The organism is Citrobacter sp. Ct235 (assembly GCF_030332305.1).
In the GTDB taxonomy this organism is placed as follows: Bacteria; Pseudomonadota; Gammaproteobacteria; order Enterobacterales; family Enterobacteriaceae; genus Citrobacter_A; species Citrobacter_A telavivensis.
This window is the reverse complement of record NZ_JAOWIC010000049.1, coordinates 1,309,519-1,332,269: the sequence shown is the minus strand read 5'-3', so window position 1 is coordinate 1,332,269 and position 22,751 is coordinate 1,309,519. Positions and strand designations below refer to the sequence as shown.

Here is a 22,751-nt window from a genome sequence, read left to right as displayed (position 1 = left end):
AATGAAAAAGGCTTTAATTACTGGTGTTACTGGTCAAGATGGTTCCTATTTGGCTGAGTTTCTTCTTGAGAAAGGCTATGAGGTTCATGGTATTAAACGTCGTGCTTCATCTTTTAATACTGAGCGTGTAGACCATATCTATCAAGATCGACATAATGAAAAACCGAACTTTTTCCTACATTATGGCGACTTGACTGATACATCGAATCTTATCCGTTTGATTAAAGAGATTCAGCCGGATGAAGTTTATAACCTGGGTGCACAATCTCATGTAGCCGTATCTTTTGAATCACCGGAATATACTGCAGATGTAGATGCTATGGGTACTCTGCGTTTGCTTGAAGCTATCCGAATTTGCGGCTTAGAAAAGAAAACTCGTTTCTACCAGGCGTCAACTTCAGAGCTGTATGGTCTGGTACAAGAAATACCACAGAAAGAAACAACGCCATTCTATCCTCGCTCCCCATACGCTGTTGCAAAACTCTACGCCTACTGGATTACAGTCAATTACCGTGAGTCTTATGGCATGTATGCCTGTAATGGTGTTCTTTTTAACCATGAATCACCACGCCGCGGTGAAACATTTGTCACTCGCAAAATTACTCGTGCGATAGCCAATATTTCTCAAGGAATCGAAAAGTGCCTGTATCTTGGCAATATGGATTCCCTGCGCGACTGGGGCCATGCGAAAGATTATGTCCGCATGCAATGGATGATGCTCCAACAAGATCAGCCTGAAGATTTTGTCATCGCTACAGGCAAACAAATTTCTGTTCGTGAATTTGTTCGCATGTCTGCTAAAGAAGTTGGGCTTGAACTTGAATTTAGGGGCGAAGGTGTAGATGAAATTGCAACTGTTATCAGCAAAACTTCAGATTGCGCCATTGGTGTGAATATTGGCGATATTATTGTCCGCGTTGATCCTCGTTACTTCCGCCCTGCAGAAGTTGAAACTTTGCTTGGTGACCCAACGAAGGCTAAAAATGTACTGGGTTGGGTGCCTGAAATTACCGTGGAAGAAATGTGTGCAGAGATGGTTGCTAACGATTTAGCGAAAGCCAAGCAGCATGCATTGCTAAAAAGCCATGGTTATGATGTCGCAGTTTCACTGGAGCGCTAATCTGATGTCTAACAAACGTGTTTACGTTGCTGGCCATCGAGGCATGGTGGGTTCGGCAATTTGTCGTGAGCTTGGCTCTCGCAGTGATATCGAACTGGTGCTGAGAACGCACGAAGAATTAGATTTAACTTCACAACCAGACGTTCAGGAATTTTTTGCTACTACAAAAATTGATGAAGTGTATCTTGCAGCAGCAAAAGTCGGGGGGATTCATGCTAATAATACCTATCCTGCTGAATTCATTTATGAGAATCTAATGATCGAAAGTAATATCATTCACTCCGCGCATTTAGCGGGTGTGCAAAAATTACTCTTCTTAGGTTCAAGCTGTATTTATCCTAAACTCGCAAAACAGCCTATGCAAGAATCGGCACTGTTGACAGGGATTCTTGAAGCAACAAATGAACCTTATGCTATTGCTAAAATAGCCGGCATTAAATTGTGTGAATCCTATAATCGACAATATGGTCGTGATTACCGTAGCGTAATGCCGACGAACCTTTATGGGATGAATGATAACTTCCACCCGCAAAATTCTCATGTTATTCCAGCTCTGATGCGTCGCTTCCATGAAGCCAAAGAGCAAAATGCCCCAGAAGTGGTTGTTTGGGGGACGGGTACACCTATGAGAGAGTTTCTGTACGTTGATGATATGGCCGCTGCGTCAATCTATGTGATGGAACTCGATGAATCAGTGTACCAGGAGCATACCGATCCGATGCTATCGCACATCAACGTTGGTACGGGTGTTGATTGTACTATTCGCGAAATGGCGGAAACAATAGCAACGGTTGTTGGCTACAACGGCAATATTGTTTTTGACGCTTCAAAACCTGATGGTACACCACGTAAGCTAATGGATGTTTCGCGTCTGGAAAAATTGGGTTGGAAATTCCACTATAATTTAAAAGATGGCCTGGAGTTAACTTACAAGTGGTATTTGGCAAACCTCTACTCATTCCGGGGATAGTGCATGAGCAAGAGATTGGATCAAAATTTATTCTCAACTATCGTTGAGAATACGCCGCTAATCTCGATAGATCTCATCGTAGTGAATAATGAAGGAAACGCGCTGCTTGGGCAGCGCCAAAACCGACCAGCACAAAATTATTGGTTTGTGCCTGGTGGGCGAATCTTCAAGGATGAATCTTTCGAAACGGCATTTAAACGAATCACGAAGGAAGAGCTTGGGAAAGAAGTATGCCTGAATGAGTCGACATTCCTGGGGGTATATGAGCACTTTTACAGTGATAATTTTACCGGGGCTGATTTTACAACCCACTATGTCGTCCATGGCTACAGATTAGAACTTGAACTTTTGGCTCCTGAGTTGCCGCGTACTCAACACACCGCGTATCAGTGGTTTGATATCCAGACTCTTCTCAGTAGTAATATAGTGCATCAGTACACCAAAAATTATTTCTTATCAAGGTAATAGATATGCTTCTTCCTGTCATAATGGCCGGTGGCTCGGGGACCAGACTTTGGCCTCTTTCTCGCACACTTTATCCAAAACAGTTTCTCTCGCTTAATACTCGTTTCACAATGCTACAGGAGACCTTACGTCGCCTTGAGAACGTTGAGCATAGCCCGGCGCTGGTCATTTGTAATGAGTCTCATCGCTTTATTGTGGCAGAACAGTTGCGTAAAGAAGGGCTCAAGCATAGCGGGATCTTACTTGAACCTGCCGGACGTAACACCGCGCCAGCGGTTGCATTAGCCGCTTTGCAGGCCGTTTCATTGGGTGAAGATCCTATTTTGCTGGTGCTTGCCGCCGATCATGAAATCCAGGATGAAGATAGTTTCAGACAGGCTGTGTCGCATGCCAAGAAATTTGCAGAAGAAGGTAAATTGGTGACATTTGGAATTGTCCCTACTGCGCCGGAAACGGGATACGGCTATATCAAAACCGGAGAAAAGCTCGATGGTGAAGGGTATAGAGTCGCTGCATTTGTTGAGAAACCTGAGCTTGAACTGGCGAATCAATACGTTAACCATGGAGGGTATTTGTGGAATAGCGGTATGTTTATGTTTAAAGCCTCGGCTTTTATCAATGAACTCCGCCAGTTCCGCCCCGATATCCTTCAGGCGTGTGAGATGTCTTTGACGTCATCCAGCCAGGATCTCGATTTTATTAGAGTGGACAAAGAAGCTTTTGATTGCTGTCCTGAAGAGTCAATTGACTACGCGGTGATGGAGAAAACAACGGATGCTGTTGTGGTGCCTTTGGATGCGCGATGGAGCGATGTAGGTTCCTGGTCTGCGTTGTGGGAAATTAGCCAAAAAGACACTAACGGGAATGCAATACGAGGGGACGTACTTTTAGAGGATGCTTCTGATAGCTACCTTTATTCACAACATCGTCTAATAGGTGTTGTTGGTGTGAAAGATCTGGTCGTCGTGGAGACGAAAGATGCGGTTCTTGTCGCGCATTAAGATAAGGTTCAGCAAGTTAAAGGTATTGTCGCTCAACTCAAGAAGCTGAATCGTTCTGAATACTTACAGCATCGTGAAATTTTCCGCCCTTGGGGAAGTCATGACACTATTGCTGAAGGACAACGCTATCAGGTAAAACATGTTATTGTTCTTCCTGGTCAGATTACGGCAAAACAAATTCATTTTCATCGTACAGAGCATTGGGTTGTCGTGTCTGGAACAGCGAAAGTTCATCTTGAAGACAAAACATATCTGGTCTCTGAAAATGAATCGACCTATATTCCTGTCGGTGTACCTCATGCAATTGAAAACCCTGGCAAGATACCTCTTGAAATTATTGAGGTCAGATCGGGTGTATATCTTGAAGAGGATGATGTGGTCAGAGTGTCATCTTCTGGAGTGGGTTATTAATGCGGATTTCCATAATTACAGCAACGTATAATAGCGAAAAAACGCTGATCGATACTCTTCGTTCTCTGGAGAATCAGACTTATACCGATATTGAGTACATTATCGTTGACGGAGCTTCGAAAGATAATACTATTCAGCTAATCAAAGATAACTGTACGAAAGTCTCTAAAATAATTTGTGAGTCTGACCAGGGAATATATGATGCACTTAATAAAGGTATCAATGCTGCCACGGGTGATGTTATTGGATTTTTGCATTCGGATGACCTGCTAGCCTATAACGAGGCATTGGCTGATATAGCCAATACCTTCGAAACAACAGGTAGTGATGCTGTATATGGCGATCTGGAGTATGTTTCGCAGGAGGATACGGGTAAACGCATCAGAATGTGGAAAAGCGGTCCTTTCAGCCGCACCAAAATGCGGTTAGGCTGGATGCCACCACATCCCTCTTTTTACATGAAACGTTCATGCTACATTGAATATGGTGGTTTTAGCCTCGACTACCGTATTTCAGCTGATTACGACTCTCTTTTGCGATATATATTGAAAAGTGGCATTGGAATGGCTTATCTCCCTAAAGTTCTCGTGAAAATGAGGGTCGGGGGGATTAGTAATCGCTCATTATCTTCAATGATGAGTAAGTCGATGGAAGATGTCAGGGTTATGAAGAAAAATGGGATTATATGGCCGCTGGCGTTGGCCTATAAAAATCTTTCCAAAATTCCTCAATTCATAAAGAAATAACAAATATGTTAACTGCTAGTAAAGTAATTAATGAAAGTGGAATCGCTTTCGGTACCAGTGGCGCTCGTGGTCTGGTAGTTGATTTCACGCATAATGTTTGTGCCGCTTTCGCGCATGCTTTTCTTCAGGTTACCAGTGACAAATTTGAGTTCAAAACAGTCGCTCTGGCAATTGATAATCGACCAAGCAGCTATGAAATAGCTCAAGCCTGCGCAGCTGCAATTAAACAGCATGGGTTTCAGATTGAATATCATGGTGTTATTCCGACCCCTGCATTAGCGTATTATGCCATGCAGAATGATATGCCCTGCATCATGGTGACAGGGAGTCACATTCCGTTCGACCGTAATGGCCTGAAATTTTATCGTCCAGATGGAGAAATTTCCAAAGAAGATGAGCTGGCTATTATCGGCAGCACTTTCGAGTTTTCCCCAGTGGAACAACTTCCTGAATTGCAAATCAGCTCTCTGGGAGCTGAAGCTTATGTTTCCCGGTACACATCACTCTATGCTGATAAGATTTTAGCCGGAAAGCGCATTGGCATTTACGAACATTCAAGTGCTGGCAGGGATCTTTACGCGCCATTATTCCAGGAACTTGGCGCTGAAGTGATTTCTTTAGGAAGAAGCGATGAGTTTGTTCCTATCGATACTGAAGCAGTCAGTGAAGAAGATCGGTTGCTTGCAAAAGGTTGGGCGGAACAGTTTAAACTTGACGCGATTTTTTCAACAGATGGTGATGGTGACAGACCTTTAGTCTCTGATGAAACCGGTAATTGGCTGCGTGGCGATATACTGGGTTTGCTGACGGCAAACGCGCTGGGCATTGAGGCTCTTGCCATCCCAGTTAGTTGTAACACAGCGATCGAATTATCTAATAAATTCAAAACGGTGACGCGTACAAAAATTGGTTCCCCGTACGTTATCGCTGCGTTTAATTCTCTGGTAAATCGTTATTCAAACGTTGCGGGATTCGAAGCTAATGGTGGTTTCCTGCTGGCATCGGACTTAACAATCAACGGTAAACGTCTTAGGTCTTTACCTACGCGAGATGCGGTATTGCCTGCGTTGATGTTATTGGCTGCTTCCAGGAACAAGAAAATTTCACAACTTGTCGACCAACTGCCTCAACGATTCACCTGGTCCGACAGAGTGAAAGATTTCCCTTCAGAAAAAAGCCAACAAATTATTACTGAAGCACTGATTTCGCCAGAGCAACTCTTAACTAAGCTCGGATTAGCTTCTGTTAAATGTGTCAGCATTGATCAAACTGATGGTGTGAGAATAACGCTTGATTGCTCGGATATTTTCCATCTCCGTCCATCAGGTAATGCCCCTGAATTGCGCTGTTATGCAGAAGCGAGTACAGAGATAAAAGCTAAAGAGTATGTGGAACAAATTCTGCACAAAGTTATTACGCTGAACTAAGATTTCTTTTTCTGATAAGAACATATAAATCCACGTAAATGCTTCATTCCTGTGTGACATACACTGATAAGAGGCGATTATCATAAGATAAGGGCATCTTACACTACACAGTCTCCTGCAACCTGAGTTAACATCTAAGCCACATTTCAAGCCGCGCATGAGTCGCGCGGTGACCACACCTGACAGGAGTATGTAATGTCTAAGCAACAGATCGGCGTCGTCGGCATGGCAGTGATGGGGCGCAACCTGGCGCTCAACATCGAAAGCCGTGGTTATACCGTCTCCGTGTTTAACCGCTCCCGTGAAAAGACCGAAGAAGTGATTGCCGAGAACCCGGGCAAGAAACTGGTGCCTTACTACACGGTGAAAGAGTTTGTTGAATCCCTCGAAACGCCTCGTCGTATCCTGTTAATGGTGAAAGCGGGTGCGGGTACCGATGCTGCCATTGATTCTCTGAAACCGTATCTGGATAAAGGCGACATCATCATTGATGGTGGCAATACTTTCTTCCAGGACACCATTCGTCGTAACCGCGAACTTTCTGCTGAAGGTTTCAACTTTATCGGTACGGGTGTTTCCGGTGGTGAAGAGGGCGCGCTGAAAGGGCCGTCTATCATGCCTGGCGGCCAGAAAGAAGCGTACGAACTGGTAGCACCGATTCTGACTAAGATCGCGGCTGTCGCTGAAGATGGCGAGCCTTGCGTGACTTACATCGGTGCAGATGGCGCAGGCCATTATGTGAAAATGGTTCACAACGGTATCGAATATGGCGACATGCAACTTATTGCTGAGGCCTATTCCTTGTTGAAAGGTGGTCTGAATCTCCCTAATGAAGAGCTGGCCAGCACCTTTACTGAGTGGAACAATGGTGAGCTGAGCAGCTACCTCATTGACATCACTAAAGACATCTTCACCAAAAAAGATGAAGAGGGTAAATACCTCGTTGATGTCATTCTGGACGAAGCGGCTAACAAAGGGACCGGTAAATGGACCAGCCAGAGCTCTCTGGATCTCGGTGAACCGCTGTCTTTGATTACCGAATCGGTCTTTGCGCGATACATCTCCTCACTGAAAGATCAGCGCGTTGCGGCCTCTAAGGTCCTGACAGGTCCGAAAGCGCAACCTGCGGGGGATAAAGTTGAGTTTATTGAGAAAGTGCGCCGTGCGCTGTACCTCGGTAAAATCGTTTCCTATGCGCAGGGCTTCTCTCAGCTGCGTGCAGCGTCTGATGAGTACAACTGGGATCTGAACTATGGAGAAATCGCGAAGATTTTCCGTGCAGGCTGCATCATTCGTGCGCAGTTCCTGCAGAAGATCACGGATGCCTACGCGAAAAATGCAGGTATTGCCAATCTGCTGCTGGATCCGTACTTCAAGAATATTGCTGATGAGTATCAGCAGGCGCTGCGTGATGTCGTCGCCTACGCCGTACAGAATGGCATTCCGGTACCCACTTTCTCCGCCGCCGTGGCCTACTACGACAGCTACCGTGCAGAGGTATTGCCGGCCAACCTGATCCAGGCGCAACGTGACTACTTTGGTGCGCATACCTATAAGCGTACTGATAAAGAAGGTGTTTTCCATACCGAATGGATGGATTAATCACTTTGTTTGTCAAAAAGCCCGGTTTTGACCGGGCTTTTTTTTATCCTGATTCTTATTGCATAATCTCATTGCTTAATATTAACTTAATATTATCCATTTAGGATGATAAAGAAAATCCTAATTGTATTAGGCTTCGTTGACACATTATTCGCTCAGACGCTAAAACAATAATAACGTGTCAGGATGCGAATACATCATGATGTCTAATTAAGTTAATTCTGAGAGTATGCAATGAAAATTACCATCTCCGGTACCGGGTATGTTGGCCTATCCAATGGTCTGTTAATCGCACAGCATCATGATGTTGTTGCGCTAGACATCATCCCTTCTCGTGTCGAAATGTTGAATGATCGGATATCTCCGATTGTCGATAAAGAAATTCAACAGTTCTTAAAGTCGGAGAAAATTAGGTTTAAGGCTACATTAGATAAACAGGATGCCTATCGAAACGCGGATTACGTTATTATTGCAACACCGACCGATTATGATCCGAAGACCAATTATTTCAATACTTCAAGCGTAGAGTCAGTCATTCAGGATGTAATCGAGATTAATCCAGATGCCGTGATGATTATTAAATCCACCGTTCCGGTTGGATTTACCGCAGCGATGGGGGAGAAGTTTAAAACGAAGAATATTATTTTTTCCCCCGAGTTTCTGCGTGAAGGTAAGGCACTTTATGACAACCTGCATCCGTCTCGTATTGTCATCGGCGAGCGCTCTGAAAGAGCTGAGCGTTTTGCTGCATTGCTTCAGGAAGGGGCGGTGAAGCGGGATATCCCAACGTTGTTTACGGATTCTACCGAAGCGGAAGCGATCAAGCTTTTTGCCAACACCTATCTGGCGATGCGTGTTGCCTATTTTAACGAACTCGATAGCTATGCTGAAAGTTTAGGTTTAAATACCCGTCAGATCATCGAAGGCGTTTGTCTGGATCCACGTATTGGCAACCACTATAACAATCCCTCATTTGGTTACGGCGGTTATTGCCTGCCAAAAGACACCAAACAGCTTCTGGCTAATTATCACTCAGTACCGAACAATATTATTTCCGCTATCGTTGATGCCAACCGCACCCGCAAAGACTTTATCGCCGATGCCGTTCTTGCCAGAAAGCCAAAAGTCGTGGGGATTTATCGTCTGATTATGAAGAGTGGCTCGGATAACTTCCGCGCATCTTCCATTCAGGGGATCATGAAACGTATTAAAGCTAAAGGTGTTGAAGTGGTGATTTATGAGCCGGTGATGCAGGAAGAGGCGTTTTTTAACTCTCGTATCGAGCGTGATTTAACGCAGTTTAAGCAACAGGCGGACGTAATCATCTCGAACCGTATGGCAGAGGAACTCAAAGATGTGTCCGAAAAAGTCTATACCCGGGACCTCTTTGGGAGTGATTGACCTGTAAGCCAGAGGGAACGGATTCCCTGACAATGGGGTAAAACCTACCAGAATTTTCACTATCATATAAAATTTCCTATAGCATAAATTACGTTTCCCGATAAACTGTGGCGGGATTAGAGCTTTCTTATTTAGGGCAGTGATGACAGTGGAAAATAACAACATGTCCGGACGTAGCAACGAACCGGAACAGATTGATTTGATTGATTTAGTTGTGCAATTGTGGCGAGGCAAAGTGACAATAATCATCTGTATTATTGTAGCTATTGTTCTGGCTGCGGGTTACCTGGTGGTAGCGAAAGAGAAATGGACTTCGACGGCGATAATCACTCAGCCTGATGCGGGTCAGTTAGCGACCTATACCAATGCCATGAGTATCCTTTACGGTCAGGATGCGCCGAAAGTGAATGATGTTCAGTCCGGTGTTATTGGGCGTTTTAACTCGGCATTTGCCGCGCTTTCTGAAACGCTTGATAATCAACAACAACCAGAGAACCTGACTATTGCCGCGTCTGTTAAAGGTCAGTCTCTACCACTAAAGATCACCTACCAGGCAACAACTGCTGAATCCGCACAAAAAACGTTGGCCCAGTATATTCAACAGGTCGATGAAGCGGTCTCTAAAGAAATCAATACTGACCTCGCGATGAGTATTAAAACGCGTACTTCTGATTTAGAGCATTCACTTGAAGCGCAGGAAAAGGTCGCAAGGGAACAAAAAGCACTCAATATTGCGCAGATCAACCAGGCACTGTCCGTTGCAAAGCAGGCAAATATTAAACTTCCTAAGATTCAACTGACCGATCAAGTTTCCCCTGACACCATGTTTATGTTGGGTAGCGATGCGCTTTCATCGATGGTAAATAATGAAGCGACTCGGCCATTAACGTTCTCTGATGACTATTACCTGACCCGTCAGAACCTGTTGTCGGTTAAGGCGCTGAAGGTCGATACGGACAGCATTCATGCCTATCGTTACGTGATGAAACCAACGTTACCGATTCGTCGCGACAGTCCGAAAAGGGCAATTACTCTGGTACTGGCGGTACTGCTCGGTGGAATGGTTGGCGCCGGTGTCGTACTGGGACGCAATGCACTGCGTAACTACAAGCCAAAAGCGCAGTAATCTGATTTATATAATAAAAAAACCGGGCCTCGCCCGGTTTTTTTACGCCTTAAGATCATTGATGCCGCTTGCGCAGATTCTCAATGACCGTTGTCAGGTCGAGATCCTGATCCTGCAGCAGAACCAGCAGGTGATACATCAAATCCGACGCTTCATTGGTCAGTTCAAATCGGTCATGCACCGTGGCGGCCAGTGCGGTTTCGACACCTTCTTCACCCACTTTTTGGGCGATACGCTTGGTGCCGCTGGCATAGAGTTTCGCGGTATAGGAACTCGCCGGGTCGGCCGTTTTTCGCTCGGCTAACAGTTGTTCAAGCTGATACAGGAACAGCCACTGATGACTGGTCTCGCCGAAGCAGCTGCTGGTGCCTTTATGGCAGGTGGGTCCGATCGGATTCACCAGCGCCAGCAGGGTATCGTTATCACAATCTGGCGCAATGCTGACGACGTTCAGAAAGTTTCCTGACGTCTCGCCTTTGGTCCACAGGCGCTGTTTGGTGCGTGAGAAGAAGGTGACTTTGCCGGTTGCAAGGGTTTTATCCAGCGCGTCTGGGTTCATATATCCCAGCATCAACACTTCACCGGACACCGCGTGCTGCACGACGACAGGCATCAGTCCGTCGGTTTTTTCCCAGTCCAGTTGGCTGCGTTGTTGCTCTGTTAACATATCCTGATCTCCACGCCCTGTGTTGCCAGGTACGTTTTTAATTCACCAATATTAATGATTTGCTTGTGGAAGACGGAGGCGGCAAGCGCACCGTCGACATCGGCATCGCGGAAGGCCTCAAGGAAATGTTCCATGGTGCCTGCGCCACCGGAGGCGATCAGCGGCACGCGGCATACTGCGCGCACTTTTTTCAACTGCTCCAGGTCGTAGCCGTTACGCACGCCGTCCTGGTTCATCATGTTAAGGACGATTTCGCCGGCACCGCGCTTTTGCACTTCCTGCACCCAGTCGAGGGTTTCCCAGGTGGTGACGCGGGTGCGGCTTTCATCGCCGGTATACTGGTTGACATGGTACTTGCCGGTTTGCGCGTCAAACCAGGTATCAATACCGACCACGATACACTGCACGCCAAAACGATCCGCCAGACGGCTAATCAGCGTCGGGTCAGCCAGCGCTGGCGAGTTGATGGAGATTTTATCTGCGCCAAACGAGAGAATTTTGGCCGCATCGTCGACCGACTTAATCCCACCCGCCACGCAGAAAGGGATGTCGATCACTTCCGCGACGCGCGAAACCCAGCTTTTATCGACCACACGGCCGTCGCTGGACGCGGTGATATCGTAGAACACCAACTCATCGGCACCTTCATCGGCATAGCGTTTTGCCAGCGGGACGATGTCTCCGATGATTTCGTGATTGCGGAACTGCACGCCTTTCACGACCTGACCGTCGCGAACGTCGAGGCATGGGATTATACGTTTTGCCAGCATTGGATCGCCTCCTTAACGGTGAATTTACCCTCCAGCAGCGCACGTCCGACGATCACGCCGCGCACGCCAGTTCCGCGCAATGCGGCGACGTCGTTGATATCACCGATCCCGCCAGAAGACTGAAAGGCCACATGTGGATATTTTTTGCACACCTCTTCATACAAAGAGACGTTTGAGCCCGCCAGCGTGCCGTCGCGAGAAATATCCGTACAGAGCACATGTTTCAGGCCCACCGGTAGATAGGTTTCTACCAGTTCTTCGAGCGAAACGCCGGAGTTCTCCTGCCAGCCACTTACGGCGACCTGCTTGTTTCCCTGCTCATCAATACGGACATCCAGTGCGAGGACCAGCGCATCGGCACCAAAACGCTCGAACCAGCCTTTCACCATTTCCGGCGATTTTACCGCCGTGGAGCCGACCACCACGCGAGCGACACCCGCTGCCAGCAGCGCGGCGACGTCGTCTTCGGTGCGTACGCCACCGCCCACCTGAACCGGTACGTTCACGCCCGTGATCAGGGTTTTAATCAGTGGGATCTGCCGTTTCGCCGGATCTTTCGCACCCGTTAAATCAACCAGATGTAACACTTCGGCACCCTGTGCTGCGTAATCCTGCAAACGCGGTAGCGGGTCACTGCCGTAATCACGCTGTTGCGCATAATCGCCCTGATGGAGACGCACGACGGTACCGTCGATCAAATCTAAAGCCGGAATAATCATCACATCTCCAGAAAGTTTTTCAGCAACTGCGCGCCAGCGGCACCGGAGCGCTCCGGGTGGAACTGCACGCCGAAGAAGTTATCTTTTTGCACGGCAGCAGTGAACGGTTCGCCGTAGTGGCACTGGGCGATGGTCCACGGATTGACCGGCATGGCGTAGCTGTGCACAAAGTAGAAATACGCCCCATCCTCGATGCCCTGAAAAAGACGATTCCCGGCCTGCGGATAAACGCGGTTCCAGCCCATATGCGGCAATGGCAGACCAAAGTCGGTCATCTTAGGTACATCCTGCTCGATGATGCCGAGCATATCGACGCCCCGTGTCTCTTCACTACGCCGTCCGAGGATCTGCATGCCGAGACAGATGCCCAGCACCGGCTGGGTACAGGCTTTAATCAGATCGATCAGTTCGCGCTCGCGTAACTGATCCATTGCCGCCTGCGCCGTGCCGACGCCGGGCAGAAACAGTTTATCTGCGCGCAAAACCACATCCGGGTCGCGGCTGACCACCGGAGCATAACCATGGCGCGCGACGGCGGATTTCACCGAGTTCAGGTTGGCGCAGCCGGTGTCGAGGATCACCACGTTCATCACAGCACTCCTTTGGAGGAGGGAAGGGTATCACCTTCAACACGGATGGCCTGGCGCAGAGTACGACCGAAGGCTTTGAACAGGCTTTCCACACGGTGATGGTCGTTTTTGCCTTTGGTCTTCAGATGCAGCGTCACACCCATGGTGTAGGAGAGAGAGCGGAAGAAGTGTTCAATCATCTCGGTACTCAGATCGCCGACGCGCTGATAGGCGAACTCGGCACGGTATTCGAGGTGCGGACGTCCGGAGATATCCAGCGCGCAGCGCGCCAGGCATTCGTCCATTGGCAGCACAAAGCCAAAACGGTTGATGCCACGCTTATCGCCGAGCGCCAGTTTTAACGCTTCACCCAGCGCCAGACCGGTGTCTTCCACGGTGTGGTGATCGTCGATATAGAGATCGCCTTTGACGGTAATCTCCATGCGGAACCCGCCGTGTGTCGCAATTTGATCGAGCATATGGTCAAAGAAGCCGACGCCGGTGTTAATTTTACTGCCGCCTTCACGGTCCAGCCACACTTTGACATCAATCTGCGTCTCTTTGGTTACGCGCTCAACGTGGGCGTAGCGGTCGCGTTTCGTCAGTTGCTCGCCAATTGCCGTCCAGTTCAGCGTCTCGCGATGGTAACGGAGCCCGCTAATACCCATGTTTTCAGCCAGTTGGATATCGGTAGCGCGATCGCCAATGACGTAGCTGTTGGCGCTGTCCATCGCCTGCTCAGCGAGGTAACGTTCGACCAGCTTCACTTTTGGCTTACGGCAGTTGCACTCGTCTGCGGGCAGATGCGGGCAGATCAGCACTTCATCAAACAGCACGCCCTGAGAGGTCAGGATTTGCATCATCAGATTGTGCGGGCCGTCGAAATCCGCCTGTGGAAAACTCGGCGTTCCCAGACCGTCCTGATTGGTGATCATCACCAGCTTAAAGCCCGCTTTTTGCAGCTTCAGCAGCACCGGCACAACGTCTGGCTCGAAGGCGAGCTTGTCAAAGCGATCCACCTGGAAATCGCTCGGCGGTTCGGAAATCAGGGTTCCATCACGATCGATAAAGAGATACTTCTGGCTCATACTTGCTCCGCACGTAAAGCGTCAATGACGCGCTGGCTTTCTTCACGGGTACCAACAGTAATACGCAGACAGCCGCTTAAAGAAGGTTGTTTGTTCTGGTCTCGTAAGATAATGCCCTGATCCCACAAAGATTTAAATACGCTGCTGGAGGCGGTGAAGCGCGCCAGAATGTAGTTGGTCTCGGAGTCGAAAACCTGTTCAACGCAGGCAATCTCTTTAAGCGCATTCACCAGGCACTGGCGCTCAAGCAGGATCTGCGCCACGCGTTCGCGCATGGCGTTGATGCCCTGTGGGCTGAGCGCCTGTTCGGCGATGTCAGCAACGGGCGTGGAAAGCGGGTAAGGGGCGATCACCTTCAGCAGCAGGTTAATCACCTCTTCGTTGGCCAGCGTAAAGCCACAGCGAAGACCGGCGAGGGCAAACGCTTTGGACAACGTGCGCAGAATGACCAGGTTAGGGTACTCGGAAAGCCAACCCGCCAGCGTTGCCTGCGGGCAGAACTCGATATAGGCCTCGTCGGCGACCACAATGGCTTTGCCGCGCGTCAGTTCCAGCAGCGTGCGCAGATCCTGCGGATGAATCAGCTGTCCGGTGGGGTTATTGGGGCTGCACACATAAACAACCTTCACGCCATCCAGATTGTCAGAAATGCCCTGCATATCCAACTGCCAGTCGGCGAGCGTGGGGACGGTGCGGCACTCGACGCTGATAGTTTCGGCGCTGACGCTATACATCCCATAGGTGGGCGGACAGAAGAGAATGGCGTCTTTCCCCGGTTCGCAGAAAGCGCGGATAAGCAGCTCAATACCTTCATCTGCGCCACGACTGACCAACACCTGCTCCGGTTTGACCCCGGCGTACTGCGCATAATTTTCAATCACCGCTTTCGGCTGGCATTCCGGGTAACGGTTCAGCGTTTGCCGAGTGAGTTGATAGTCAACCGCCGTCGGGAATTCGTTGGCATTGAGCCAGACGTCGCCGTTGCCGCCCAGACGACGAGCAGATTGATACGGCGTCAGATTGCGGACGTTTTCACGGGCTAAGTCGGTGACGCTGAACGTGTTTTCAGTGCTCATGCTTGCTCCTTCAGGGCGTTGACGCGCAGGGTGACGGCGTTTTTGTGAGCGGTCAGGCGCTCAGCCGCCGCCAGTGTCTCAATGGTTGAAGCCAGCGCGGAGAATCCCGCTTTAGACAGTTCCTGAACCGTCATGCGCTTCTGGAAATCCGCCAGTCCGAGGCTGGAACAGGTGGACGTATAGCCGTAGGTCGGCAGCACGTGGTTCGTTCCGGAGGCATAATCGCCCGCCGATTCCGGCGACCAGTCGCCAAGGAACACTGAACCGGCGCTGGTAACCTCATCAACCAGTTCGCGGGCATTGCGGGTCTGGATAATTAAGTGCTCAGGGCCATACAAATTAGAGATGGCAATACATTGCGCCAAATCTTTCGTCACTATCAGTCGACTGGCGCTGAGCGCCTGACGCGCCGTTTCTGCACGCGGGAGTTCAGCCAGTTGACGTTCAACGGCTTCGGCAACGCGACGGGCGATATCGGCATCCGGGGTCAGCAGAATCACCTGTGAGTCCGGGCCGTGCTCTGCCTGTGAAAGCAGATCGGAGGCGACGAAATCTGGCGTTGCACCACTGTCAGCAATCACCAGCACTTCGGAAGGACCGGCTGGCATATCAATCGCTGCACCGTCGAGACGCTGGCTGACCTGGCGCTTCGCTTCGGTCACAAACGCGTTTCCTGGGCCAAAAATTTTGTCCACCTTCGGCACGGATTCGCTGCCAAATGCCAGAGCGGCAATGGCCTGCGCGCCGCCGACGTTAAAGACGTCCTGCACGCCGCACAGTTGTGCCGCGTAGAGAATTTCATCGGCAATCGGCGGAGGGGAACACAACACCACCTTTTTACAGCCCGCAATGCGTGCCGGTGTGGCAAGCATCAGTACGGTAGAAAAGAGCGGGGCGGAGCCTCCTGGAATATATAAACCGACGGACGCCACCGGGCGCGTCACCTGCTGGCAGCGTACTCCTGGCAGGGTTTCCACATCGACGGGCGGTAATTTTTGCGCGTTGTGGAAGGTCTCAATGTTTTGCACCGCGACGGCCATGGCGTGCTTGAGATCGTCGCTCAATCGTGCGCTGGCGGCGGTTATCTCTTCTGCGGTCACCTTCAGCGCCGCAACCTCAGTTTTATCAAACTTTGCGCTGTATTCGCGCAGGGCGTCATCGCAACGGGTTTTGACGTTATCCAGAATCTCGCTCACGGTACGAGTGATGCTGTCAGACGCGGAAATCGCCGGGCGCATCAGTAATTCACGCTGCTGCTCTGGGGAAGAGGTGTTCCAGTTAATGATTGTGCTAAAGCTCATGTCACTTTCCTTTTTATGCCGGATGACGCCTTGCTTATCCGGCCTACTGAACCCGTAGGCCCGGTAAGCGAATGCGCCACCGGGCGCCGTCGCGTGCAATTATTCCATCATCTTCTCAATCGGCAGCACCAGAATCGAGCTGGCGCCGAGCGCTTTCAGTTTCTCCATGGTCTCCCAGAACAGGGTTTCGCTGCTGACCATGTGCATTGCCACACGCTGCTGATCGCCGGCCAGCGGCAGAATGGTTGGGCGTTCCGCGCCCGGCAGCAGGGCGATCACCTCTTCCAGACGCTCGCTTGGCGCGTGCATCATGATGTACTTCGATTCGCGCGCCTGGATAACGCCCTGAATTCGGGTCAGCAGCTTATCGACCAGTTGCTGCTTGGCGTCGGTCATCTCGCCGTCACGCTGGATCAGGCAGGCTTTAGAGCGATAAATCACTTCCACTTCGCGAAGACCGTTGGCTTCCAGCGTTGCGCCGGTCGAGACCAGATCGCAGATGGCATCGGCCAGTCCAGCGCGTGGGGCCACTTCCACAGAACCGTTCAGGAGACAGGATTTAAAGGAGACACCTTTCTGGTCGAGATAACGTTTGAGCAGGTGGGGATAAGAGGTGGCGATGCGTTTGCCATCAAGTGCGGCGGGACCATCCCAGGCTTCATCAACGGGCGTGGCCAGAGAAAGACGACAACCGCCGAAGTCGAGACGACGCAGGGTAAAGTAACGCGGATCTTCGCCCTGGGCGCGGCGGTTCAGCAATTCCTCTTCCAGAACGTTCTCACCGATGATGCCCAGGTCAACGACGCCGTCCATCACCAGACCGGGGATATCGTCGTCACGCACACGCAGAATATCAATCGGCATATTCTCTGCCATCGCAATCAGGCGCTGGGTGTGTAAGTTAATTTTAATCCCGCAGCGAGCGAGTAATTCGCGTGAGTCATCGCTCAAACGACCTGATTTCTGAATAGCTATGCGTAAACGGGTGTTATCTAACATTCTCTTTTCCTCTTTATCCTGTCTGAACCTGTCTGAATTGCGCACCAAAAAAAAGCCCCCGGAAGAAATCTTCCGGGGGCTTTCTCATACGTTCATGCACCACTGGAAGATCTGAATGTCTCCCAGCACACATCGCCTGAAAGACTAGTCAGGATGATGGTGATGATGGTGGTGTTTAAATTGAACGCGTGTCATAAAATTCTCGATGAATGCTTATTCATTTGATGCCTTTTAACCTAAACCACTTTAACGCTTTAAAGCAAGCGCTTTTTTTAATTCCTATTTATAGTATGAATTGTCAGTCTTAAAACGCTGGCGTAGCCTTATAGACATAGTGCTGGAGTCAGGAGAAAACGGATGAAAAAGGTCGCAGTTGTCGGTTTAGGATGGTTAGGCATGCCGCTGGCGATGTCGCTCACTGCCAGAGGCTGGCGGGTGACGGGGAGCAAAACCACCCAGGATGGCGTGGAAGCGGCCAGAATGAGCGGGATCGAAGGGTATCCGCTACGGCTCGAACCTGAACTGGTGTGCGAAACAGATGACCTGGATGCGCTGATGGATGTTGATGCGCTGGTGATTACTTTACCAGCCCGTCGCAGTGGTCCTGGCGAAGAGTTCTATCTGCAGGCCATGCAGGAGCTGGTGGACAGCGCGCTGGCTTACCGTATTCCGCGCATTATCTTTACCAGTTCGACCTCCGTCTATGGTGACGTGCAGGGGACAGTGAAAGAGGGAACGGTGCGTAATCCAGTCACCGCCAGCGGTCGCGTGTTAAAAGAACTGGAAGACTGGTTGCATAATTTACCGGGTACGTCGGTCGATATTCTGCGTCTGGCCGGACTGGTAGGGCCTGGACGTCATCCGGGTCGCTTTTTCGCCGGTAAAACAGCCCCTGACGGCGAGCACGGCGTCAATCTGGTTCATCTGGAAGATGTCATTGCCGCCATTACCCTGTTGTTACAGGCACCAAAAGGGGGACACATCTATAATATATGTGCGCCTTCGCATCCTGCCCGCAATGTATTCTATCCGCAGATGGCGCGTCTGCTGGGAATGGAACCGCCGCAGTTCCGTGATTCCATGGATAACGGTAAAGGTAAAATTATAGATGGCAGCCGGATCTGTAATGAGCTTGGGTTTGAATACCAGTATCCCGATCCGCTGGTGATGCCGTTGGAGTAATGCTTACCTCCAGCAGTTAGTCGCCATACACCGCAAGGGGGCGTGTATGAAACCACTGCTGGATGTGCTCATCATTCTCGATGCCCTTGAAAAAGAGGGCAGCTTTGCGGCCGCGTCGGCCAAACTGTATAAGACGCCGTCTGCACTCAGCTATACCGTCCACCGCCTGGAAAGCGACCTCAGCATTCAGATCCTCGATCGCAGCGGCCATCGCGCCCGGTTCACGCGTACCGGGCAAATGCTGCTGGAAAAAGGGCGCGAAGTCCTGCATACCGTGCGGGAACTGGAAAAGCAGGCAATTAAACTCCACGAAGGTTGGGAAAATGAGCTGGTGATTGGCGTAGACGATACGTTCCCCTTTTCTCTGCTTGCCCCACTGATTGAATCTTTTTATCAACATCACAGCGTCACGCGTCTGAAGTTCATTAACGGCGTGCTGGGAGGATCGTGGGATGCGCTGACCCAGGGCAGGGCGGACATTATTGTCGGTGCGATGCATGAACCGCCCTCATCCAGCGACTTTAGCGTTGCGCGTCTGGGCGAACTGGAACAGGTCTTCGCTGTCGCGCCGCACCATCCTTTGGCTCAGGAGGCAGAGCCGTTGAGCCGCAGTACCATCAAACGCTATCGCGCAATTGTGGTCGGTGACAGTTCGTCTCTCTCTTCTGCATCCGCGACGCAACTGCTTGATGACCAGGAGGCGATCACCGTCTTCGATTTTAAAACCAAACTGGAACTGCAAATCAGCGGTCTGGGTTGCGGTTATCTTCCACGCTATCTGGCACAGCGCTTCCTGGAAAGTGGGGCGCTGATCGAGAAAAAAGTGGTAGCACAAATGCTCTTTGAACCGGTGTGGATGGGATGGAATGAGCAGACGGCGGGGCTTGCCAGCGCCTGGTGGCGGGATGCAATTTTAGCAAATAGTGCTATTGCCGGCGTCTACACAAAAGACGAGACAAACAAATCAAACATTTAAGAAAAAATAGTTCACGACAAGCCTCTCATTCTCTTGTCTTTTCGCCTCATTTTAGTGCACAATGCGCCGCTTGCAAAAAATGACATTAACCGACGTTTTCATACGCGTCGGTTATTTTTTTGCATCAAACCAATCATTCATACAAAGAGGCCGGGCTTCGTACCGGATAGATATTTACTAAAAACCGACAGTTGTTGTCGCTGAGGAATCCAGAAAATGGGGCAATTTTTTGCTTACGCGACGGCATTCGCCGTAAAGGGGAATGACCATGTCGCATAACGCTACTCCAAAAACCTCTCGCGTGGAATTGCGTAAAACGCTTACGCTGATTCCGGTTGTCATGATGGGTCTTGCCTATATGCAGCCGATGACGCTGTTCGATACGTTTGGTATCGTTTCGGGCCTCACTGACGGTCACGTTGCAACGGCGTACGCCTTTGCGCTGATCGCTATTCTTTTTACTGCGTTGAGCTACGGTAAACTGGTTCGCCGTTTCCCGTCTGCTGGCTCGGCGTATACCTATGCCCAGAAATCCATTAGCCCGACCGTTGGCTTCATGGTGGGTTGGTCATCCCTGCTGGACTACCTGTTCATGCCGATGATCAACATCCTGCTGGCTAAAATTTACTTTGAAGCGCTGGTGCCGTCCGTGCCGTCGTGGATCTTTGTTGTCGCGCTGGTGGCCTTTATGACCATCTCTAACCTGCGCAGCATCAAGACCGTGGCGAACTTCAATACCCTGATTGTGATCCTGCAGATGGGCATTGTGGCGGTGATTGTTGGCCTGATCATCTACGGTGTTTCGAACGGCGAAGGTGCCGGTACGCTGACCAGCACCCGTCCGTTCTGGTCGGAAGGCGCGCATGTTGTGCCGATGATTACCGGGGCAACGATTCTGTGCTTCTCATTCCTGGGCTTCGACGGTATCTCTTCGCTGTCTGAAGAGACCAAAGATGCAGAACGCGTGATCCCGAAAGCTATCTTCCTGACGGCGCTGATTGGTGGTCTGGTGTTCATCGGCGCTTCGTACTTCCTGCAACTGTACTTCCCGGATATCTCTCGCTTTAAGGATCCGGATGCGTCTCAGCCTGAAATCATGCTGTACGTGGCGGGTAAAACTTTCCAGTGGGGCGTGCTGATTTTCTCCAGCGTGACCGTTCTGGCTTCCGGTATGGCAGCACATGCAGGCGTCTCTCGTCTGATGTACGTAATGGGCCGTGACGGTGTATTCCCGACGCGTTTCTTCGGCTACATTCATCCGAAGTGGCGTACCCCGGCGTGGAACGTGCTGTTGGTGGGGGCGATTGCCCTGATGGCGATTAAGTTTGACCTGGTAACGGCGACGGCGCTGATCAACTTCGGTGCGCTGGTGGCATTTACCTTCGTGAACCTGTCTGTGATTTCACAGTTCTGGATCCGCGAAAAACGCAATAAGACGCTGAAAGACCATTTCAACTATCTGGTGCTGCCGGTATGCGGCGCGCTGACCGTTGGCGCTTTGTGGATCAACCTGGAAGAGAGTTCCATGGTTCTGGGGCTGATCTGGGCTGGTATCGGTCTGGTGTATCTGGCTTGCGTGACCAAAAGCTTCCGCAACCCGGTTCCGCAGTACGAAGATATCGCACAGTAATTCATAACGTCTGTAGGCCCGGTAAGCGAAGCGCCACCGGGCAGGAAGCCGGAGTTAACCACTCCGGCTTTTTTTATGTCGTTGGTTTATTTCCAGTCATTATTCATAACCATTCGTTCTAAATTAGAGAATTTGGTTATTGGTTCCCCGCCGCGTGGTCAGGAATAATTTCCTGATTGATATTCTTCAGGCTAACTAATTTATGTTTTCAATGATTTTGAGCGGGGTTATCTGCGGCGCGCTGCTGGGTTTTGTGATGCAACGCGGTCGATTCTGTCTGACCGGTGGTTTCCGCGATATGGTTATCGCCAAAAACAACCGCATGTTCTATGCGCTGCTGATCGCGATTTCCGTACAGAGCGTCGGTGCCTTTGCGCTGATTCAGGCGGGGATAATCCGCTATGATGCTGGCGCGTTCCCGTGGCTCGGCACCGTTGTCGGTGGCTACATCTTCGGGATTGGGATTGTCTATGCGGGGGGATGTGCCACCGGAACCTGGTATCGTGCGGGTGAGGGGCTAATCGGTAGCTGGATTGCGCTGGCGACCTACATGGTGATGAGCGCGGTAATGCGTTCGCCTCATGCCAGCGGTTTAAACCAGACGCTGAAGGCGTACAGCACGGAGCACAACGCTATTGCCGACACGCTGAACCTCTCCGTCTGGCCGCTGATTGCGGTTCTGCTGGTCGTGACGCTCTGGGTGGTCAGCAAAGAGCTGAAAAAGCCAAAGCTGAAGGTGGCCTCTTTACCGCCGCGCCGTACCGGGCTTGCCCATATTCTGTTTGAAAAACGCTGGCACCCGTTCGTGACGGCGGTGCTGATCGGTCTTATCGCGCTGCTGGCATGGCCGCTGAGCGAAGCCACCGGGCGTATGTTTGGGCTTGGGATCACCTCGCCGACGGCTAACATCCTGCAGTTTCTGGTGGCGGGAGACAGCAAATTCCTCAACTGGGGCGTTTTCCTGGTGCTGGGGATTTTCCTCGGTTCGTTCATTGCGGCAAAAGCCAGTCGTGAATTTCGCGTACGGGCAGCCGATGCGCCAACGACGCTGCGCAGCGGTTTCGGCGGGATCCTGATGGGCTTTGGCGCCAGCATTGCCGGCGGCTGTTCTATCGGCAATGGTCTGGTGATGACGGCGATGATGACCTGGCAGGGCTGGATTGGCCTGGTATTTATGATCCTTGGCGTCTGGACCGCGTCGTGGATTGTGTTTGTACGACCGCAGCGTAAAGCCCGTCTGGCAACCGCTGCGGCAAATTAAGCGTAAGGATTAATGATGGCAATTAAAAAACTGGACGTGGTCACGCAGGTTTGTCCGTTTCCACTGATTGAAGCAAAAGCCGCGCTGGCCGAGATGGCGAGCGGTGACGAACTGGTGATTGAGTTTGACTGCACCCAGGCGACCGAAGCGATCCCTCAATGGGCTGCAGAGGAAGGGCATGCGATTACAGATTATCAGCAGGTTGGCGATGCCGCCTGGAGCATCACCGTACAGAAAGCATGAT

The 22,751-nt window shown here is 50.5% G+C and carries 23 protein-coding genes, 1 pseudogene and 1 other annotated feature; of the genes and pseudogenes, 15 read left to right on the top strand and 9 right to left on the bottom strand.

What is annotated here, in order from left to right:
- Nucleotide 1 precedes the first annotated feature (1 nt).
- The 9 genes and pseudogenes from gmd to wzzB all read left to right on the top strand — a co-directional run bounded on the left by gmd (nt 2) and on the right by wzzB (nt 10,269).
- Nucleotides 2–1,120, top strand: a complete 1,119-nt coding sequence (gene gmd / locus OGY35_RS23585) for a GDP-mannose 4,6-dehydratase (RefSeq protein ID WP_286633616.1) — start codon at nt 2–4, stop codon at nt 1,118–1,120.
- Nucleotides 1,121–1,124: 4 nt separating this feature from the next.
- Entirely contained in the window at nt 1,125–2,090 is a 966-nt protein-coding gene (fcl, locus tag OGY35_RS23580) for a GDP-L-fucose synthase (RefSeq protein WP_286633615.1), read from the top strand.
- Nucleotides 2,091–2,093: 3 nt separating this feature from the next.
- A complete protein-coding gene (locus OGY35_RS23575; RefSeq protein ID WP_286633614.1) occupies nt 2,094–2,555 on the top strand; it encodes a GDP-mannose mannosyl hydrolase in 462 nt (153 codons plus the stop codon).
- Between the two features lie 5 nt (nt 2,556–2,560).
- Nucleotides 2,561–3,967: pseudogene (locus OGY35_RS23570) on the top strand (mannose-1-phosphate guanylyltransferase/mannose-6-phosphate isomerase).
- Nucleotides 3,967–4,713: a glycosyltransferase family 2 protein gene (locus OGY35_RS23565; RefSeq protein ID WP_286633613.1), complete on the top strand. Its 747-nt coding sequence runs from the start codon at nt 3,967–3,969 to the stop codon at nt 4,711–4,713. Before OGY35_RS23570 ends, OGY35_RS23565 begins: the two are co-directional and overlap by 1 nt.
- 5 nt (nt 4,714–4,718) lie before the next feature.
- Nucleotides 4,719–6,140: a phosphomannomutase gene (locus tag OGY35_RS23560; protein ID WP_286633612.1), complete on the top strand. Its 1,422-nt coding sequence runs from the start codon at nt 4,719–4,721 to the stop codon at nt 6,138–6,140.
- Nucleotides 6,141–6,335: 195 nt separating this feature from the next.
- Nucleotides 6,336–7,742, top strand: a complete 1,407-nt coding sequence (gnd, locus tag OGY35_RS23555) for an NADP-dependent phosphogluconate dehydrogenase (protein WP_286633611.1) — start codon at nt 6,336–6,338, stop codon at nt 7,740–7,742.
- Nucleotides 7,743–7,976: 234 nt separating this feature from the next.
- On the top strand, nt 7,977–9,143 hold the full coding sequence (gene ugd, locus OGY35_RS23550; protein ID WP_286633610.1) for a UDP-glucose 6-dehydrogenase: 1,167 nt from the start codon (nt 7,977–7,979) through the stop codon (nt 9,141–9,143).
- 142 nt (nt 9,144–9,285) lie between these two features.
- Complete coding sequence (gene wzzB / locus OGY35_RS23545; RefSeq protein WP_286633609.1) at nt 9,286–10,269, top strand: LPS O-antigen chain length determinant protein WzzB; 984 nt, start codon at nt 9,286–9,288, stop codon at nt 10,267–10,269.
- Between the two features lie 55 nt (nt 10,270–10,324).
- Here the strand turns inward: wzzB and hisIE are convergent, their stop codons facing one another.
- The 9 genes from hisIE to hisL form a co-directional block, all read right to left on the bottom strand.
- Nucleotides 10,325–10,936, bottom strand: a complete 612-nt coding sequence (gene hisIE / locus OGY35_RS23540) for a bifunctional phosphoribosyl-AMP cyclohydrolase/phosphoribosyl-ATP diphosphatase HisIE (RefSeq protein WP_286633608.1) — start codon at nt 10,934–10,936, stop codon at nt 10,325–10,327.
- Entirely contained in the window at nt 10,930–11,706 is a 777-nt protein-coding gene (gene hisF, locus OGY35_RS23535) for an imidazole glycerol phosphate synthase subunit HisF (RefSeq protein ID WP_286633607.1), read from the bottom strand. The genes hisIE and hisF overlap by 7 nt, the downstream gene beginning before the upstream one ends.
- Nucleotides 11,688–12,425 carry a 1-(5-phosphoribosyl)-5-[(5-phosphoribosylamino)methylideneamino]imidazole-4-carboxamide isomerase gene (hisA, locus tag OGY35_RS23530; RefSeq protein ID WP_286633606.1) on the bottom strand — a complete coding sequence of 246 codons (738 nt, stop codon included), beginning with the start codon at nt 12,423–12,425 and terminating at the stop codon, nt 11,688–11,690. The genes hisF and hisA overlap by 19 nt, the downstream gene beginning before the upstream one ends.
- The gene (hisH, locus tag OGY35_RS23525) at nt 12,425–13,015 is read right to left on the bottom strand and encodes an imidazole glycerol phosphate synthase subunit HisH (protein ID WP_286633605.1); all 591 of its coding nucleotides are present in this window, start codon (nt 13,013–13,015) and stop codon (nt 12,425–12,427) included. Before hisH ends, hisA begins: the two co-directional genes overlap by 1 nt.
- A complete protein-coding gene (gene hisB / locus OGY35_RS23520) occupies nt 13,015–14,082 on the bottom strand; it encodes a bifunctional histidinol-phosphatase/imidazoleglycerol-phosphate dehydratase HisB (RefSeq protein WP_286633604.1) in 1,068 nt (355 codons plus the stop codon). The genes hisH and hisB overlap by 1 nt, the downstream gene beginning before the upstream one ends.
- The gene (hisC, locus tag OGY35_RS23515; protein WP_286633603.1) at nt 14,079–15,158 is read right to left on the bottom strand and encodes a histidinol-phosphate transaminase; all 1,080 of its coding nucleotides are present in this window, start codon (nt 15,156–15,158) and stop codon (nt 14,079–14,081) included. Before hisC ends, hisB begins: the two co-directional genes overlap by 4 nt.
- Nucleotides 15,155–16,459, bottom strand: coding sequence for a histidinol dehydrogenase (gene hisD, locus OGY35_RS23510; protein WP_286633602.1), 1,305 nt, complete (start codon nt 16,457–16,459; stop codon nt 15,155–15,157). The genes hisC and hisD overlap by 4 nt, the downstream gene beginning before the upstream one ends.
- A 99-nt stretch (nt 16,460–16,558) precedes the next feature.
- Entirely contained in the window at nt 16,559–17,458 is a 900-nt protein-coding gene (hisG, locus tag OGY35_RS23505; protein WP_206164333.1) for an ATP phosphoribosyltransferase, read from the bottom strand.
- A gap of 46 nt (nt 17,459–17,504) precedes the next feature.
- Nucleotides 17,505–17,627, bottom strand: a sequence feature (His leader region).
- On the bottom strand, nt 17,603–17,653 hold the full coding sequence (hisL, locus tag OGY35_RS23500) for a his operon leader peptide (RefSeq protein ID WP_001364200.1): 51 nt from the start codon (nt 17,651–17,653) through the stop codon (nt 17,603–17,605). It overlaps the preceding feature by 25 nt.
- Before the next feature lie 162 nt (nt 17,654–17,815).
- Between hisL and OGY35_RS23495 the strand changes: the two genes are divergently transcribed.
- The 6 genes from OGY35_RS23495 (at nt 17,816) to tsuB (ending at nt 22,750) form a co-directional block, all read left to right on the top strand.
- Nucleotides 17,816–18,640, top strand: coding sequence for an SDR family oxidoreductase (locus tag OGY35_RS23495; RefSeq protein ID WP_152403768.1), 825 nt, complete (start codon nt 17,816–17,818; stop codon nt 18,638–18,640).
- A gap of 46 nt (nt 18,641–18,686) precedes the next feature.
- Nucleotides 18,687–19,616: a LysR substrate-binding domain-containing protein gene (locus OGY35_RS23490; RefSeq protein ID WP_286633601.1), complete on the top strand. Its 930-nt coding sequence runs from the start codon at nt 18,687–18,689 to the stop codon at nt 19,614–19,616.
- 216 nt (nt 19,617–19,832) lie between these two features.
- Nucleotides 19,833–19,895 carry a membrane protein YoeI gene (gene yoeI / locus OGY35_RS23485; protein WP_099433339.1) on the top strand — a complete coding sequence of 21 codons (63 nt, stop codon included), beginning with the start codon at nt 19,833–19,835 and terminating at the stop codon, nt 19,893–19,895.
- Complete coding sequence (locus OGY35_RS23480) at nt 19,885–21,246, top strand: APC family permease (protein WP_042318166.1); 1,362 nt, start codon at nt 19,885–19,887, stop codon at nt 21,244–21,246. The genes yoeI and OGY35_RS23480 overlap by 11 nt, the downstream gene beginning before the upstream one ends.
- Before the next feature lie 202 nt (nt 21,247–21,448).
- Nucleotides 21,449–22,507 (top strand): thiosulfate utilization transporter TsuA/YeeE, encoded by a 1,059-nt coding sequence (gene tsuA, locus OGY35_RS23475; RefSeq protein ID WP_286633600.1) that lies wholly within the window; start codon nt 21,449–21,451, stop codon nt 22,505–22,507.
- A gap of 15 nt (nt 22,508–22,522) precedes the next feature.
- Nucleotides 22,523–22,750, top strand: coding sequence for a thiosulfate utilization sulfurtransferase TsuB/YeeD (tsuB, locus tag OGY35_RS23470; RefSeq protein ID WP_000985275.1), 228 nt, complete (start codon nt 22,523–22,525; stop codon nt 22,748–22,750).
- The last annotated feature ends 1 nt before the right edge of the window (nt 22,751 follow it).